This is a genomic window from Syntrophaceae bacterium, from assembly GCA_013177795.1.
Classification (GTDB): Bacteria; Desulfobacterota; Syntrophia; order Syntrophales; family UBA2192; genus UBA2192.
Window position 1 is genome coordinate 263,890 of the sequence record JABLXY010000004.1, and the last position, 15,356, is coordinate 279,245.

15 protein-coding genes are annotated in these 15,356 nt (G+C 57.9%); 1 reads left to right on the forward strand and 14 read right to left on the reverse strand.

The genetic code is table 11. The features are described 5' to 3' along the window. Nucleotides 1–15: 15 nt before the first annotated feature. From HPY67_15325 to HPY67_15375, 11 genes are all read right to left on the reverse strand, one after another. Nucleotides 16–2,244: an AAA family ATPase gene (locus HPY67_15325; GenBank protein ID NPV06087.1), complete on the reverse strand. Its 2,229-nt coding sequence runs from the start codon at nucleotides 2,242–2,244 to the stop codon at nucleotides 16–18. Further along, nucleotides 2,214–2,678, reverse strand: a complete 465-nt coding sequence (locus HPY67_15330) for a hypothetical protein (GenBank protein NPV06088.1) — start codon at nucleotides 2,676–2,678, stop codon at nucleotides 2,214–2,216. The genes HPY67_15325 and HPY67_15330 overlap by 31 nt, the downstream gene beginning before the upstream one ends. 1 nt (nucleotide 2,679) lies before the next feature. After that, nucleotides 2,680–3,174 (reverse strand): DUF669 domain-containing protein, encoded by a 495-nt coding sequence (locus HPY67_15335; protein NPV06089.1) that lies wholly within the window; start codon nucleotides 3,172–3,174, stop codon nucleotides 2,680–2,682. A 24-nt stretch (nucleotides 3,175–3,198) separates the two neighbouring features. Next, the gene (locus tag HPY67_15340; protein ID NPV06090.1) at nucleotides 3,199–3,978 is read right to left on the reverse strand and encodes an ATP-binding protein; all 780 of its coding nucleotides are present in this window, start codon (nucleotides 3,976–3,978) and stop codon (nucleotides 3,199–3,201) included. A 26-nt stretch (nucleotides 3,979–4,004) separates the two neighbouring features. After that, nucleotides 4,005–5,021, reverse strand: coding sequence for a hypothetical protein (locus tag HPY67_15345; GenBank protein ID NPV06091.1), 1,017 nt, complete (start codon nucleotides 5,019–5,021; stop codon nucleotides 4,005–4,007). Beyond that, nucleotides 5,021–5,335, reverse strand: coding sequence for a hypothetical protein (locus HPY67_15350; GenBank protein ID NPV06092.1), 315 nt, complete (start codon nucleotides 5,333–5,335; stop codon nucleotides 5,021–5,023). Before HPY67_15350 ends, HPY67_15345 begins: the two co-directional genes overlap by 1 nt. Nucleotides 5,336–5,473: 138 nt before the next feature. After that, on the reverse strand, nucleotides 5,474–6,070 hold the full coding sequence (locus tag HPY67_15355; protein NPV06093.1) for a sigma-70 family RNA polymerase sigma factor: 597 nt from the start codon (nucleotides 6,068–6,070) through the stop codon (nucleotides 5,474–5,476). 182 nt (nucleotides 6,071–6,252) lie between these two features. Further along, entirely contained in the window at nucleotides 6,253–6,585 is a 333-nt protein-coding gene (locus HPY67_15360) for a hypothetical protein (GenBank protein NPV06094.1), read from the reverse strand. Nucleotides 6,586–6,882: 297 nt separating this feature from the next. Next, nucleotides 6,883–7,944, reverse strand: coding sequence for a hypothetical protein (locus HPY67_15365; protein ID NPV06095.1), 1,062 nt, complete (start codon nucleotides 7,942–7,944; stop codon nucleotides 6,883–6,885). After that, complete coding sequence (locus tag HPY67_15370) at nucleotides 7,934–9,100, reverse strand: hypothetical protein (GenBank protein NPV06096.1); 1,167 nt, start codon at nucleotides 9,098–9,100, stop codon at nucleotides 7,934–7,936. Before HPY67_15370 ends, HPY67_15365 begins: the two co-directional genes overlap by 11 nt. Before the next feature lie 52 nt (nucleotides 9,101–9,152). Continuing rightward, nucleotides 9,153–11,378 carry a molybdopterin-dependent oxidoreductase gene (locus HPY67_15375; GenBank protein ID NPV06097.1) on the reverse strand — a complete coding sequence of 742 codons (2,226 nt, stop codon included), beginning with the start codon at nucleotides 11,376–11,378 and terminating at the stop codon, nucleotides 9,153–9,155. A 263-nt stretch (nucleotides 11,379–11,641) separates the two neighbouring features. On the opposite strand from HPY67_15375, the gene HPY67_15380 reads away from it, so the two are divergent. Continuing rightward, on the forward strand, nucleotides 11,642–12,286 hold the full coding sequence (locus HPY67_15380; GenBank protein NPV06098.1) for a TetR/AcrR family transcriptional regulator: 645 nt from the start codon (nucleotides 11,642–11,644) through the stop codon (nucleotides 12,284–12,286). Nucleotides 12,287–12,393: 107 nt separating this feature from the next. On the opposite strand, the gene HPY67_15385 is transcribed toward HPY67_15380, so the two are convergent. From HPY67_15385 to HPY67_15395, 3 genes are all read right to left on the reverse strand, one after another. Next, nucleotides 12,394–13,218: a DUF169 domain-containing protein gene (locus HPY67_15385; GenBank protein ID NPV06099.1), complete on the reverse strand. Its 825-nt coding sequence runs from the start codon at nucleotides 13,216–13,218 to the stop codon at nucleotides 12,394–12,396. A gap of 92 nt (nucleotides 13,219–13,310) precedes the next feature. Next, the gene (locus HPY67_15390; GenBank protein NPV06100.1) at nucleotides 13,311–13,754 is read right to left on the reverse strand and encodes a hypothetical protein; all 444 of its coding nucleotides are present in this window, start codon (nucleotides 13,752–13,754) and stop codon (nucleotides 13,311–13,313) included. Then, on the reverse strand, nucleotides 13,751–15,319 hold the full coding sequence (locus HPY67_15395) for a recombinase family protein (GenBank protein NPV06101.1): 1,569 nt from the start codon (nucleotides 15,317–15,319) through the stop codon (nucleotides 13,751–13,753). Before HPY67_15395 ends, HPY67_15390 begins: the two co-directional genes overlap by 4 nt. Nucleotides 15,320–15,356 lie beyond the last annotated feature (37 nt).

Below are 15,356 nucleotides of genomic sequence, written 5' to 3' on the forward strand. Positions count from 1 at the left end.
AAGAATGTCCATTCGCTACCGACCGGTCGTCGCGGGAACACGGGATTCCTCAAGGCGACCTGCATCCAGTAGGAGGGAGAGGAACGTTCGGCGGTCGTCCTGTTTCCGCTTTCTGGCGCAGTTCGAGATGCCCCAGCGGTCCCCGACGAGGACCGTCGTCTGTCTGGCCCGCGTGACGCCGGTGTAAAGAAGATTCCTGTGATGCATGAAGGAGTGGGCCTTGTGGACCACCACCACGGCGCATGGAAACTCGGAGCCCTGGGCCTTGTGGATCGTCAGGGCATAGGCGAGTTGGATGTCCTGCAGGTTGGGTGAACCGGCCTCTATCTCCACCGGGATGCCGTCGAAGTCCACGCTCAGGGAACCGTCTCGGCCGACGTGGAGCACCACGCCCATCGCGCCGTTCATGACGCCGATCTCGTAGTTGTTCCGGGTCTGGATGACCTTGTCATGCACGAGAAACTTGGGCCGGCGACCTGGCGTCGTCGGGGGCGCTTCGACATTCCAGAGTCTGCGCTGCACCAGACGTTGAAGCTCGCAGTTGAGATCGCGTGTTCCCAGCGGCCCCTTGTGGGTCGGGGTCAGAAGCTGGACATCGGTCAACAGGTCGAACCCGAGGCGTTCAACGAGCACATTCTCGAAGAGGTCCAGTACGAACCGCTGCGCGCCCCATTGATCGGTGAACTGATCCACCACGTACCAGGCCCGGCGGCCGGAGGGTTCGGCGTCGCTCGTCTTGCGGACCTCGCCGTTCAAGACGGCGATGCTGTTCTCCTTCAGGATGCCGGCCTGCCGTACCACCTGGTCGAGGAGCACCGTGGGAACCATCCGCGACTGGACAAGGTCCCGCAACAGATTGCCCGGTCCGACGGGAGGCAGTTGGTTGTGGTCTCCAACCAGCACCACGGCGGTCCGCTCGAGATCGATGCTCTGAAAGAGGTGCCAGGCCAGGGGCACATCCACCATCGAGACCTCGTCGACGATGATCACGTCGGCATCGATGGGATCGTCCGGTCCCCGGGCGTAGTCCTTGCCGTTGAAACCCAGTAGCCGGTGGATCGTACCCGCTGGATGGCCGACGACCTGTTCGAGACGCTTGGCGGCCTTGCCTGTGGGTGCGGCCAGGATGACGCGCAGTCCCTGTTCTTCGTAAACGCCGGTGATGGCGGATACGGTGAAGGTCTTGCCGCTGCCCGCTCCGCCGGAGATGAGCGAAATCGAATGACGAAGTGCGGTGACGGCGGCCTGCCGCTGGCCCGCGTTGAGCTGCGGCGCGGTTTCAGCGACCATGTCGGGCAGGCGGTCTCGGTCGGAAAAGTGCGGATTGGGCGCTCCGCCGTTCCCGAAGACCTTTGCCAGGTCCTCCTCCATTGCGCGGATTTCTGGCTTGGCGACGAGGAACCTCCCGCCGTGGGAGACGCAGACCAAGACCTTCTCGTCGATGAGCCGGTCAAGCGCCTGCTCGATGCGGTCGCGGCTGTCGAGGACGTCCATGACCAGCAGTACGTTGGCTTGATCGACCAGCTCCTCGAATTCGATCCAGCAGTCGCCTTGATCCAGCGATTCGTTCACGCAGTGGAGAACACCGGCCCGGATACGCGCGGGGTCGTCTTTGGCGGTGCCCATCTTCCTGGCGATCTTGTCCACGCGCTTGAACCCGAAGCCGCGGACCTCGCGCACGATGATGTAAGGGTCTGCCTTGAGCAGGCCCAACGCGTCGTTGCCGAATTTCTTGACCAGGCTCGTCACCTGGTGATGGGTGAGATCGAAAGCGGCCAGCCAGGTGATCGCCTTGTTGGTCTCCCGCGTCTTGAGCCACTCCACGCGGAGCTTCTGTACGGCGTCCGGCGACAGCCTTGCAGCCTCGGCGATTTGTCCGGGATCGTCGGTGATGATCCGGTCGAAATCATGACCGAAGCGTTCGGCGATCAAGCGGGCCTTGACAGGGCCGACGCCCTTCATCTCCGGGTGGTTGGCCAGGTAGTTGGCGAGACCGTCGGCGTCCAGATCGAGGTCGTATTCCATGCCCTCGACCTCGAATTGTCGGCCGTACTTCGGGTGGGTCACCCAGCGGCCGTTCAGCACGACCGGTTCGTTCTCACGGGCGAAGAGCCGCCCGGCGAACTGCACCTCGTCGCCGTCGACCGTCACGAGACGGCCTGCGGAAAACCGCGGCCCGGCGTAGAAGACCGTTTCGATTCGGCCGCGAACGTTTACGGATTGGTTGTTTGATCTTGTTCGCATCGTCTCGATACCTTCCGGTGATACCTGTGTAGAAATCCCTCCACAAACCGGCAGGCAGCCTGCCGGTCGGAGCAGAAAAACACCGGGATGCCGAAGTCGACGACGATGGAAAGCAGAGTTCCCAGGACGGCGTTGGGATGTGCTCCGGAGCGGTAGCGGCCGCCGAGAATGTCCCGGAGGTCCGCTTCCACCACGACGCATGCGGCGTCGTACTCGCAGAGACGGCGCAGCTCCCTGGTGAATCGCTTGCGGGATCGGATGACGGTGGAGACGAAATCCTCGAGGGTCTTTCGCTCCACCGCCACGGAATCCTCATGCCCCTCGACGGAGTAATCCCCGGCGGGGAGGGCGCGGCGGACGACCTCCGTGCAACCGGATTCAAAGGCGTAGGGTTCCTGCTCCCGCGTGTCGACGACGACGGTGACCCGGTTCACGTCAGAACGGGGCCAGGGCGTTGCGAGACGCCGCGTCGTATTCGTCTCCGCCGTCTTCGAGCACGATGCGCCGGTTGATGTAGACGTTCTCGTTCTCGCCGCGCGTGCGCTTGGTGATCTCGAGCTTGACGTTGATGAGCTTCTCCAGGTTGGCCGGAAGCTCGGAGAGCTTGTCCAGGTTCAACCCGCAGGTGTGCAGGTCCGTCTTGAGCCACTTGATGTTTTCGCGGGTGGCCATGACGTTGTTGCGCCACAGGAGTCTTCCCCGGAACTTCGGGGCGAGGATTCGCAGCGTCCACTTGAGCATGGGGTTTCCCGAGGTCTGGGCCCGGGTCAGTTCCACCCGCTCGACGTTCACCCGGCACTTGCCGTCCGGGATGGTCTCGAACTCGCGTTCTTCGACCTCGGCATGTTCGAAATCGTCGTCGAACTGTGCGAGGTCGATGTCCTCGGCGCCGCGGGGCTGGTCAAAATGTCCGTAGTCTTCGTTCTCCATGGTCTGTTCCTCCATCTATGGGGTTTATTTACCGGCGGGTGCGGGCTTCTTGTCCTGCCCGTCCCCCGGTGCCGGCACCGACCGCGGGGCACTCGCCCTCGGCGCGGCCGCCGGCCTGTTGAACGCTTCAATGAAAGCCTGGAAATTGAGGTCGATGGTTTCGGGAAGCCTTCCCGTGCGGTCGCCCGCCTCGTAGTGGGGGCTGGGCTTGGTTCGCATGACGCGGCGGTAGACCGGTTTTCCGCTCTCGTCGCTCGTCACTTCCAGGTCGCAGAAGAGGATCAGGTCGACCATGCCCAGCACGATCTTGCGGGCTTTGTCGGGGAGGGTCGGGATAATGCGGATGTACTTGCCGGTCCGCGTCTCGATTTCCTTTTCCTGAGAGTGGGATACCAGGACGAGTCCGTATGGCAGGAAGGCCAGCTTGGTCAGGACACGGTGGAACTCGTTGTTGATCAGCGCCCAGCCCTTGCCGTAGCCGAGATCGGACTCGTGTTCGATCTTGAACTTCGTGCAGATGTAGTCGCTGCACATCCGGTAGGCGTTGTCGACCGTATCCAGAATGACGGTCTTGTAAGGATGTTTCCCCTCGGCGATCTCGCCGCAGGCGGCGAGCAACTCTTCCCAGCTCCTGATGGGGACTTGAAAGACATCCAGCGAATTCAGTCCCGGTTCGGTGGCGAGAAACAGCGCGCCTTCAGACCGGGAACACCAGGTCGATTTGCCGATCTTGCTCGGGCCGTATACCAGCACCGTGAGATCGGCGTGATCCTGCTTGGGGGGACTTTTCTTCGTAGGCAACATGTCGGTTCTCCTTTTCTATGGGGTCCTCAAAAAGCCGAAGCCTCTTCGAACGAGGTCTCGTCCCGCAGCTCTTCGTGCGGGGGGACTTTGCGGTAAAAGTTCTCGATGACGTTGGTGCTGCCGTCGGCGCGGCAAAGCGGGAAATAGGCGCAGGACCGGCGGTAGTGGAAACAGAAGGCGGTGTTCTGGTAAAAGACGCCGCGACGGCGCGCGTCGAGAAATGCCTGGGTCAGTTCCCAGAGTTCGGACTGCAGGGTCTCGAACCGGTCACGGGAGAGGTAAAGCATCTCCCGGTGGAACATGCCCGGCTCGGTATATTTGGCGGCCAGCCGCGCCTGGAACTCGTCGTCGCTCTCCGGCAGTCTGCGTTTGGCGCTGCTCTTGCCGGTCTTGGACTTTGCGATCAGATCGGCCCGTCGCGCCTCGAACTCGGCTTCGGTTTCACCGCGTCCCTGTTGCAGACGGGCCTTGACCAGGATGTTGTAGAGAACGCCCGCGATGCGGATGCCGAGCGTCTGTTCCACGTAGCGGGAGTAGAGGACGATCTGGAAGTCGGTCCAGAGCCGCTCCAGGTAGTCCGCATCCACCTGCGAGGCGGTTTTGTGCTCGAGCAGGAAATGCTCGTCGCCGATTCGGACGACGCCGTCCACCTTTCCGGCCAGCACGAAGCTTCTGGATGAAGCGCCGGTGGCCGGGTTGACGATGCCCCCCTCGAAGGTCTTTTCGAGGGAGACGACATCGAACTCCTCGCTCGCATAGCAGGCCGCGTAGCCTTTCATCATCGCCGCGGCCAGATGCCATTCCCGCTTCTGGTCCTCCTCTTGTGCGCGGTTGGGGTAGGTCCGGTCGATGAAATCGAGGACGAGTCCCAGGTCCCTGCAGCCGTGCCAGATCTCCAGACACTTGTGGATCACCGTGCCGAAGGCCAGGTTGTGGTCCCGTTCCAGGGGAACCAGTTCCTGGATGTAGCGCCACTCGCAGGCCTTGCGGCAGTTGCGGAACAGGCTCCACATCGAATAGGTGGTGGTCGTTTTCGTTTCCATCACGCGGCCCCCGTGGCTTTGAGTTCGGGGCCGACGGGCGGAGGACCGCCCACTCGTTCGACCTTGAAGGCCTCTTCGCCGAACTCTCGGGTGAGAAAACCGGTGAAGATGCGGGCGATGGCGCGCCCGACTTCGGTCGCCGCATCCACGATGCAGGAGCGCTTGTGCGAATCCAGGCAGAAGGACGCGTCCAGCCGCACGAGCGATCGGCCGTGAAGGCTCTCGGCGGCGAGCACCGCCAGGAGCAGGGATTCCTCGACGTCCCGGATCGGGACCTTGGAGTCGAAGTTGTATCGGTAAAGTTCTCGGTTCATGTTTGATGCCTCCATTCCGTTCAGTAAGGTCTATTGGAGGGCGCGCCCGGGCCGGATGCTTTCGGCTGCCTCTCGGACGCCTTCCGTGCATCCGACCCGCTCATTACCTACCGGAGGCGGTCCCGGACCGTCGGACGATCAGAGGTAGTCCCTCAGTCCGGCGTCCTCGAAGATCGCTCGCAGCTTCTTGATGGATTCGTAGATCGTCCCCCGCGGAATCCCGGTGTCGCGGGAGATTTCCGTTACTGTGTCCGTGTCGAGACGTCGGCACAGTTCGCGTAGCTCCGGCGGCAGCTTTTCGATTGCCTGACGGACATCGATGGAGAGGTCGCGCAAGTCGGAAGGGGGGCGTGAAATCTTGCCCGTGCGCATGAGGTAGTCTTCCTGGTCTATGATCTCCATGCGCTCGATGCAGAAGCCGTCTTCATACTCGCCGTACTCGAAACGATCATCCAAGGAACAGCGGCAGAGCCGGTAATCCCGCAACCCGGCCTTCCGCGCCTCGATGATGGTGGCGATCTTGTGGTCCACCACGCGGGCGATGAAAGTGGTGCGCTGGGCGCGGGCGGGGTCGTATTTGGGCAGGCGTTGAAGCAGGTCCAGGATCATTTCCTGCTCCAGGTCCTCGCGGTCGGACTCAGTGAAACCCACCCGGCCGACCAGTTGTCTTGCTTTGTACTTGATGATCCGAACGGCATACTCGTCGATTCCTTCGTAGCGTTTGTCGAAACCCATTTGAGCCTCCTCGGGGCCGAGGAGGAGCTCGTGTGGGTGTCGACCTGCGCCGGGACGACCGCTCTATATGAAGCGAGCGGAGGTGTTGCGAGTACGCCGGTATCGGCGACACCCACAACGACCTCCGCTCTGCGGCCAGTCTGTTGTCTGGTGATGGACCGTGCTCTATGGCCGGGTCTGAATCAGACCCGGACCGCGTCCGCCACGGTCATGCGGACGGGCAATCCGTTGTCGATCATGAGTTCCTGGATCGAGAGCGAGCGCTCCCGGTCGAAGACCTCGAACAGCTCCGCCACCTTCTTTTTCAGGGCGAAGCCGTCGTTGCCGCGGGATTCGTTCGGCCCGTTGTCCTTGCCGAACAGAAACAGCCGCAGCACGGTGGGCGGAGGATCGAAGATCGGCTCGCCGTTTTGGACGCGCAGTCCCTCAATCCGTCCGTAGTTGACCTCCTGCATCAGCTCGACCAGGCGTTTCCTGGCAGGAGTCAGGGCCGCCTTTGTCACAACATCCGTCATACCGGACCTCCTTTCGCGCACTTGGGCGCATCAACGAAAAGCCCCCTGGGAGGCGGGTCCGGCGAATGGACCTCCCAGGGGGCGTTCACCCGGATTATCCGGGCGTTTCTTCCAGGGTGAGGGTCTCGCCGGACCGTCACCCCTCTTTGGCGAAATTTCGATGGGAGGGGCGGGACGGCCCGGCGCGTCGATGGTGAGCGACGTGAAAATGAAGAAAACTCAGGCGGATACCTGAGCTACGGAGGGGAAACTTTTTTTCCGGATGCCCATCGAAATTTCGCTGGGCCGGAAGATAGGCTATTCGTCGGGGGAGATGATGAAGCGTGCCTGCCAACCCTTTCCGTCATCCGTCAGGCGGAAGGGATCGCCTTCGATGCGGAAGAAATCGCGCAGGTTGGCAGCGAGGAGTTCGCGGCGTTTCTGATTGTGCCTGTGTGCCTTGTTGCTGCTCCAGTCCAGAATTCCTCGCTCATCGGCGAAGGTCTTGAGCAGCTCCCATTGAACGGTGGGGTTTCCATTTTTCTTATTGGCCATGCCCATCTGCGTGTAATTGAACACGCCTCCGACCGTCTTCGCTTTGACCGAGACGGTATGCCCGTCCTTGAAGCGGATCGACACGTCGCCCCACGATGCGTCTGGAGGTGTGGGGAAAAAGGCTGAGGCACCGTCTTCCTTCGGCGGCGGAAGATTGACCCCGCGGAATTGCGCAAGGATTTCATCGAGTGGACGAAGGAGCCGAAGTTGTCGCTTGTCACCGATGGCAACGCTTTCCGACAGGGGCACGAAGCCCGACCGCTTGTCGGTCAGCCGCTTCTCCGCCTTCGCGGAGCAGAGTTCCCGCGTGGGAGACAAGAGAATGAATGGCGTGCCATTCCTCCCCAAGAGACCATCCAACGCCTCGTTAAAATCATCGGGCTCGATTTGGATCGCCAGGTAGACCGGAAAACGGTATCCGGCATATGGAGAGTAAACACCGATGCGCGTCGTTCCGGGAAGGTCGGTTCCCGCGTCGGTTTCTTCGATCAGGCCGAAGACCTTGGCGAGCGCCGTGTCGAGGGCCGGACGATCCAGCTCATAGACCACTATGTCGGATCGCTGTAGGGCAAAGGTCTCGCATCCACGCTCGCACCTGCAGACGGCGACAATGTCCTCCGAATCGTGCACGACCACTTCGTGCTCACAGCCGCAGCCGCGTTGAACCAAGCAGGTATGCGAAGATGCCAGCTTGCCGTTCGGACGAAGGAAGGCCTTAGCCGTCCCATAATCGCTTCCGAACCGGACTTTCCACTCGGCATCCACCGCGGCCACGCCGGGGACGGTTTCAAGTGCCTGCCAGAATCCGGTCGACCTATTCGTCATCGTCTTCCTGCTCGGCAAGGATGAATCCTCGCTTCGTGAGCCAGTCCTCGACCACGGCGGCGTCACTGTCCCTGGTGTACTGCGCGATGTTCGAGGGCCGGATGGTCACGGTCCTGGCCGTTTTGGAGTCGGTGAATCTCACCTGAAAGCTCGCCCGGATGATCCGTGCCTTCTGGGGCATGGCGCGGCCGCGGCCGGCATAGGCGGCGAACACGTCGTTGGCTTTACGTATCTCGATCTCCTTTTCGGAGCCGCCCCAGAAGAACTGAATCTCCTTTAGGCGAACCCATTCCATGCCGTCCACGTCGGCGCAGACGATGGATGTGTCTCCGCCGTTTCGAAGCGGCTCGAGAGTGTACTTGCCGGTCTCAGGGAAGAAATCCTCCTTGCTGAACACATGGCGGCCGAACTGCCGGCGGAAGAGGTCCTTTTCCCCTTTTCCGCAAGCATGCATTCGGATCTCGCCGATGGTCGGTTCGTAAACCAGCACGTCGTACTTTTCGGGACGGTAGAAGACGCTCGATGCCTGACCGCCGTCGAGGCTGCCTTCACGCCGCAACGGATCACCGTGGCGCACCAGAAACCACACGGAATCCTTCTTGGGGTAAACGAAGACTTTCGATCCCCGTCCGCGCTTCTTCTTCTCGAACCAATCGTCGAGGTCCTTTTCCAGAGCCACGAGCGCTTTCGCCGTCGGCTGTTTGAACTTGGGGATCGGATGTGTATCGGTCTGAAAATACTCGAAGGACCGGGGCTTCAAGAGGTACTGCTCGGCGTGCTTGCGCTCGAGAAGGTCCTTGTCCTGCAGGTAGACCTGAACGGCCACGTCGGCCGCGGTGGGGTCGGGGTTCCCGTCGAGAGAGATGCCGTTGTTCTCCGCCTCTTGGAGGAGGACGTCCATGGCTTCGGGCGTGGCCATCTCATGCACAAAGTAGAGTGCGTCGAGCAGGCCCTTCGGCGTGTCCGTATCCGGGTTCATGAGCACATTGACGAGTTGGTCGTAATCGATGCCGTCGGAGGCGGACGGCGGTGGCAACGTCAATCCTCGGCCGTCGAAGTAGGGCTTGTGAGGTTTCAGCAGAGCCAACAGGTGCTTACGCGCGATGGCCTTGAGGCCGTCGGCATGGGCAAAACGCCTGAGACTGTAAGTCGCCATTCGTTCTCACCTCCTTTTTCCGATCAAAATATTGGGATCGGATTTCTCCTTTTCAGGATATCTCAAGGCCTATCAGTTTTCCCGTATTTTTAGGTCTATCATGCTCTTTTTCAATACGACACAACAATGCAGAATGAGGCCAACTGCCAATTTCCGGACTGCAAAACTCAGGGTCATCCGGACAAAGGAGGTTGGTGTTCGATTCGAAGACGCCAAAAAGATCCGGAAGCTTTGAATCACGCTCCGGAAACCACCACGAGTGCTGTAAATCAACCATTTTGGGATGCATGACATTTGAAAGCTTAACGCGCTGACGTATCGAACCCAGCGGGGTCGAAATCACAGCCCAGTCCCCCTCGGACAGTCCCAACTCTTCAGCTGTTTCTGGATGAATTGAGACCAAGGGATCTGGCACTTTTTTACGGGCTTTTTCGATTTGCCGCTGTTCAGAGTGATACATGGGCATGAAGCGGCTTCCTGTAATGAGGATCAGAGGGTATTCTTCTGCTAACTTCGGATTGCCCACCGGACTCCATAACGGCTCGCGGTATTGAGGAAGAGAAGCCGCCCCCAGTTCTTCAAAAATCGAGGATTTAAGCTCGACTTTACCTGAAGGGGTGCCGAATCCGAACCGTTCGTACCGACGATATTCCATCTCGCCTAATACGCCGTGTTGATCCACTAGTTTTTTAAACGTCAGTCCCACCGGTTCCAAGCAATGGTCATAAACCTCTTCCACGGTTTCCCAAGGCCAGTATTCTTCCTGACCCAGCCGCAAACCCAAACCGCGGTAAAAGTCATAACTGTTGCGTCGTTCTTCAATCGGTTCAATCCCTTGCGGGCAGGCCATGCAGAATCTGCTTGTCAGCCAGAGTTCAGGTTGTTCCACAGTGGAAGACGCCGGAAGAACATAATCGGCCAAAGCCGCAGACGGGGTCATGTAGTAATCCATGACCACATAAAGCTGAAGGCCCTGCAGGGCTTCATATACTCGTTTCGCATTGGGCAGAGCAAGAAGCGGGTTGTTGGCCAAGGTGATGGCGGCAGTCACCGGATATGGTTTACCGCTAATAATGGCGTCCATAACCTCTCTGGCATGCGCAAGGTTGGAGTGCCATGCTTCAGGCGCGGCCACGTATCCCGAAGGCAGCCTTTTATTGGCGGTCGAGTTTCTCTCCCAGCCCGGAAAACCGAAAAACGGATATTTATCTGCGCCGAGTTGCTTGACCCTTTGGCTCTCAGGCAGGATGTCGTTTATCTCCAAATACTCAGCATCCCGGATTTTCCCCACTTCACCTGCCAAGGAGAAAATCTCACCGCCTGGAACTTCCAGGTTGCCGGTAATGGCCCGGAGAATTGCCCGAGCCCGCGCGCACTGTGTGGAATTGACGCCCTGTTTGTCCAACCCCAATCCAAAAGGAATCACGGCCGGACTGACCGTTGCATACAACTTTACTGATTCTATTATAAGATCAGCAGGAACCGAGGTGATCTCGGAAACCTTCTCCGGCGTATAGGTTTCAACCGCAGTTTTAAGCTCTTCAAAACCGACGGTCCAGCGGGACACAAACTCATGGTCATACCAATCGTTCGCTATGATCAAGCGAATCCAGCCCAGCATCAGGGCAAGGTCCGTGCCTGGGCGAATCTGCAACCATAAATCTGCCATCTCCGCCTCTTTTATCCTTCGAGGGTCGATGACGATTAGTTTGGCGCCGTTTTTTCGAGCTTTAACCAGTTGAGGATACAGACCAATAGGGCTGGATTTTGAGGCATTGCAACCCCACAAAACGATGCATCGAGTGTCCGATATCTCACCAAAGGAGACCCCCCCGTAAGTGGCATATTCAGTGGCATAAGTTGGACAAAAGCAAATGTTGTTCACACCACAGGTATTGGGAGAGCCGAACAAGTTAAAAAAACGACGGCAATCCCAATGATAAGTTCGCTTAGTGCCATGCGTGAAAGTGAGAGTTTCAGCTCCGTATTTATCTTTTAAGCTGGATAATTTCCCTGCCACCTCGTCTAAGGCTTGATCCCAAGTCACTCGCCGCCAACGGCCTTGCCCTCTTTCACCAATTCTTTTTAAAGGATAATTCAAGCGTTGCGGATGATAAATATGATCCGGCATCAACCGTCCACGTTCGCAGATGCCTCCCCGAGTGATAGGATGGTCTGGATCGCCGGTGACTTTTACAACTTGGCCATTTTCAATGTGTAGCAAGGTTCCACATCGCGGATGACAAAGGCCGCAATAACTTCTGATAATTTTTTTCATGTTCGCCTCCTGCTTCTCATTGAGAAGATTTTTTATAGTTTACGGTTCATGGACCGGCCCGGCCGCGATGAAAACCACCAGCCTCGCTGTTGGGCCACGGCCGGTACCATAATTAAGGTGTAATTTGATTAGATTCTATGATAAAATAGACTTCGAGTCAATTTAAAATCGACCACTGGTCGATAATGTCGTTAAGGTTCACACACGGTATCGCTGGGCAATTCACTGGCTGAACGAACGGCATAACCGATAAGGAGAAAAATATGAAACAGACAACTTCAGTCTCCAACCAACTTCCGGACCCCAGGGCCACTCGTCGGATCGGCGCGCCGTCGGGTCCACGGAAGGCTGACCTGAGACGCGCAACCTTGATTGAAGCCGCAGGGAAACTATTCGTGGAAAAGGGCTACGAGGCCACCACAATGGATGAGATCGCTGCCGCTGCCAATTTTGCAAAGGGGACACTTTACCATTACTTCGCCAACAAAGCCGAACTGCTTGGAGCTTTGAAGGAAGGTTTCGAAAACGAGGTCATGGAACGTATCCTGGCACGTGTGGAAAGCTGCCCAGCCGATGATTGGCGCGGACGTATCAAGTCATGGATCGACGCAGCGGTCGATGCCTACTTCGAATTAAAAGAACTTCATGACGTTGTGATCTATAGCTTAGGAATGCCGTTTCGGCACGCAATGGTTGATGCCGAAATTACCCGGTATCTTACAAAATTGATTCATGATGGCTGCGAGGCAGGGGCTTGGCAGGTTGATGATGAACGTTGGACTGCGGTAGTCATGTTTTACAGCTTTCGCGGCGGTTGCGATGAGGCCATTATGGGGACACAGCGCGCTGAAGACGTGCCCAATAAACTCAACGATCTATTTCTGCGTATTTTGGGTGTGTATGAATAAGGGACGAATGCAGATGCTTTGTAGGCTGCATTCAAGCTTGCTGGATCGCCTGAGGCAGATGATCCAGCAAGCTTGAAATGGCGCCAGTTGCTCCTGTTGTAAAAGGTTTACGGCCTGGAATCCTGAAGAGACTGCCAGGTGGGACGCTCCAGAAAGCTACCACCAACATTGCTCTCCATTTCGAGAAACATTTTCCAGGGCATTGCAAACGAAAGATACTCCGAGCCTAAAAGTTTGCGAACATTCTTTCTGGCCGAAATATCCGTGAGCCCCACAACCGCCCGGGGATTTTCCGATTTGGCCTCGTTCCAGGGAATGATGCCAATTTGTTGGCACCCTGCAGCCTGGGGGATGATCACGTTTTCCATGCCTTGTCTTTCGTAGTTGGCGAGAACCACCAACGCCGACAGTTGGTCTGCATCAACGGTAAAAACCACGTTTTCCGGTTTGTCTGCCACAGGGTCCGTATCAGAAAGCGGCTTAAAAAGTACATAACGGGATTTGATTTCCATGATGGGCAGTTCCTCCTTAAGCCACTGATCCACCAGCTCTGGATTCTTTACATATCTTTCGCCCTCCAGAAAATCATCTGCAAACTCTTTTCCCGCAGCTCCGGCAAGACCTTCCCCAACCTGTCTTCCCTTTTCCCACTGCTTGTTTCCAGACGACAAAAACCGGGTAAAGCAGTCGACTCCACCTGGAAACTGCTCGTATGCATTGCCGAACCCCAGGCCCACGCCGCCGCCCCAGCAGCCGTAGGTCTGTGCGTCAAAGGCTGCGGTCTTGCCCCTCGCGGCATTGGCAAACAAAAACATCACACATCCCCATTTGCCCGGTTTAAATTGAAGAGCGTTTTCCGGTTTGTCATCCGCCAGAACAACCGCCACGGGGTTGTACTTGAGTCCAATGGCTTTAGCGATTTTGGATTCCATAGATCGTTCTCCTTTGCTTGTTTTATCCATCTCGATGGGTTTCACGGTGATCAACGAGTTTAGATGAAAATCGACCGGAAGTCAATATTATATCAACTGTCGGTCGATTTTGTGGCCTTTTTTAGCTCGCCCCACATCTTGCGTTGTCGTGTCCAATGGGGGACAGCGGCGACCGGCCTCATGTCTTTTTCCAGAATCGAGTCTCGGCCCTTCATTGTATTCGGAAGAAAGAGGATATCCTCCTGAATGTCCGGAGCGAGGTTGAGCAGGTTCATGATCTGGGTGATGCGCGCACGGGTTACATAGCCCAAGCGGGCAAGGTCCGCATAGTCCTGGATATCCCCTCGCTTGACCAGTTTTTCAAAGCGGATCGCCAAAGCCAGGAGCTTCGCAACCCGCGGTATGTTCCCTTTGCCGGTTGATCCGCGTCGGCTGTCCGATTGTGGGTTGACGTTCTCTCGTTTGTTTCGCGGCTGGAACGTGAAACTTACCTCCAGCCGCCCGTCGCTTCCAAGGTTATTCAAGGTCGGTTTCATACGCGGTTTTCCTTTCCAAGGGCTGCCTGTCCCAGGCAAACGGCCTTGATGCCGGGGGAGCGGAACGTAACGGTCACTTTGCCATCACGGCCATCATAGGCGACGCGCTCGACAAGGGCTTTAATAACCCTCGCCTGTTCGCCCGGGGCAAGCGATTGCCAGATGGGGTCGAAGGCTGCGAGGGCTTTTTCCAAGTCTTCGTCCTCGAGTGTTTCTCTTTGGACGGCGATGGTTTCCTCGCGGATCACGGTCATCCTTTGTTCAAGAGAACGAATTTGGTCCTGGAGGTCGGCCATCTGATCGGTTACCAGCCTCTGGTCCGTGCCCGATGCCCGCAGGTCTCCCACAAGGGCGCGGAGCCTGGCGCCCAACCGTTTGAGTTCCCGTTCATGGGTGCGGCGCTCGGATTCGAGCTCCGCCAGACGCTTTTCACTTTGAACCCGAACCTGGGAAGCCGTTTTCGAAAGGACCTCCTGGTTCGCGCCCAATCCTCGAATATAATCCACCACTGCGTCTTCAATTTCATAAGCATTGAGCGATTTGGTCGGGCAAGACGCCCATCCTCGCTGCTGAGCGGTCAGGCAGACATAGTAACGGTAATGCTTGCCCTTGCGGGCGGTATAAGAATGCACCATGGCGGTTCCACAAGGCGCGCAGTAAAGCAGCCCCCTCAGCAGCGCGCCGTATTTGTTTCGGATTTCCTTGCCGCCGGAGCGGCCATTGTGCCTAAGGGTATCCTGGACTTGCTGCCAGAGCTCCGGAGCCACGATCCCCTCATGCTCTCCGGGGTAGACGGTGCCCTTGTAATTGATGTTGCCCGTATAGATGATGTTGGTCAGCAGTCGAAAGAGACTGCTTTTGGTAAAAAGATTCCCCCCGCGTTCCTCTCCTTTTTGGGTGGTCCACTTTTTTACACCCCACTTACGGCGCTCGAGTTCCTGGACGACAGGCATCAACGCCTTGTGCTCCATGTAAAGATCATAGACGGCTCGCACTTGCTGGGCTTCTTCCTCGTTAACGACCAGCCGTCCTCCCTTACGATCCAGGTCATAGCCGAGGACCGGCATGCCTCCGACCCACTTGCCCTTCTTCCGGGCCGCGGCCATTTTATCCCTGGTCCGCTCCGAGATGATTTCCCGCTCGAACTGGGCGAAAGACAGAAGGATGTTTAGCGTGAGCCGCCCCATGGAACTGGTGGTGTTGAACTGCTGGGTGACCGAAACGAAGCTCACGGCATGCTTGTCGAAAAGCTCCATGATACGGGCGAAGTCGAGAAGGGAGCGGCTCAGCCGGTCCACCTTGTAGACGACCACGCAATCGATGTCACCGGCCTCGATGTCGGCGAAGAGTCTTTTGAGGGCGGGCCGCTCCATGTTGCCGCCGGTAAATCCGCCATCGTCATACCGATCGGCGATGCAAAGCCATCCCTCGTGCCGCTGGCTCGCGATGTATGCCTCCGCCGATTCCCGCTGGGCGTCGAGGCTGTTGAAGTCCTGGTCGAGACCCTCGTCGGTGGATTTCCGGGTATAGACGGCGCAGCGCACGGTCGCTTGCCGGTTCTCCATAGACTGGTGGTTGGGGGTACTGTTTCTTTCGTATTGC

Coding starts and splice junctions, on each gene's coding strand:
- HPY67_15380 (NPV06098.1), top strand. CDS start 11,642: ATGAAACAGACAACTTCAGTCTCCAACCAACTTCCGGACCCCAGGGCC.
- HPY67_15355 (NPV06093.1), bottom strand. CDS start 6,070: ATGGGTTTCGACAAACGCTACGAAGGAATCGACGAGTATGCCGTTCGG.
- HPY67_15340 (NPV06090.1), bottom strand. CDS start 3,978: ATGTTGCCTACGAAGAAAAGTCCCCCCAAGCAGGATCACGCCGATCTC.
- HPY67_15370 (NPV06096.1), bottom strand. CDS start 9,100: ATGGCGACTTACAGTCTCAGGCGTTTTGCCCATGCCGACGGCCTCAAG.
- HPY67_15335 (NPV06089.1), bottom strand. CDS start 3,174: ATGGAGAACGAAGACTACGGACATTTTGACCAGCCCCGCGGCGCCGAG.
- HPY67_15365 (NPV06095.1), bottom strand. CDS start 7,944: ATGACGAATAGGTCGACCGGATTCTGGCAGGCACTTGAAACCGTCCCC.
- HPY67_15395 (NPV06101.1), bottom strand. CDS start 15,319: ATGGAGAACCGGCAAGCGACCGTGCGCTGCGCCGTCTATACCCGGAAA.
- HPY67_15375 (NPV06097.1), bottom strand. CDS start 11,378: ATGAAAAAAATTATCAGAAGTTATTGCGGCCTTTGTCATCCGCGATGT.
- HPY67_15345 (NPV06091.1), bottom strand. CDS start 5,021: ATGGAAACGAAAACGACCACCACCTATTCGATGTGGAGCCTGTTCCGC.
- HPY67_15385 (NPV06099.1), bottom strand. CDS start 13,218: ATGGAATCCAAAATCGCTAAAGCCATTGGACTCAAGTACAACCCCGTG.
- HPY67_15325 (NPV06087.1), bottom strand. CDS start 2,244: ATGCGAACAAGATCAAACAACCAATCCGTAAACGTTCGCGGCCGAATC.
- HPY67_15360 (NPV06094.1), bottom strand. CDS start 6,585: ATGACGGATGTTGTGACAAAGGCGGCCCTGACTCCTGCCAGGAAACGC.
- HPY67_15350 (NPV06092.1), bottom strand. CDS start 5,335: ATGAACCGAGAACTTTACCGATACAACTTCGACTCCAAGGTCCCGATC.
- HPY67_15390 (NPV06100.1), bottom strand. CDS start 13,754: ATGAAACCGACCTTGAATAACCTTGGAAGCGACGGGCGGCTGGAGGTA.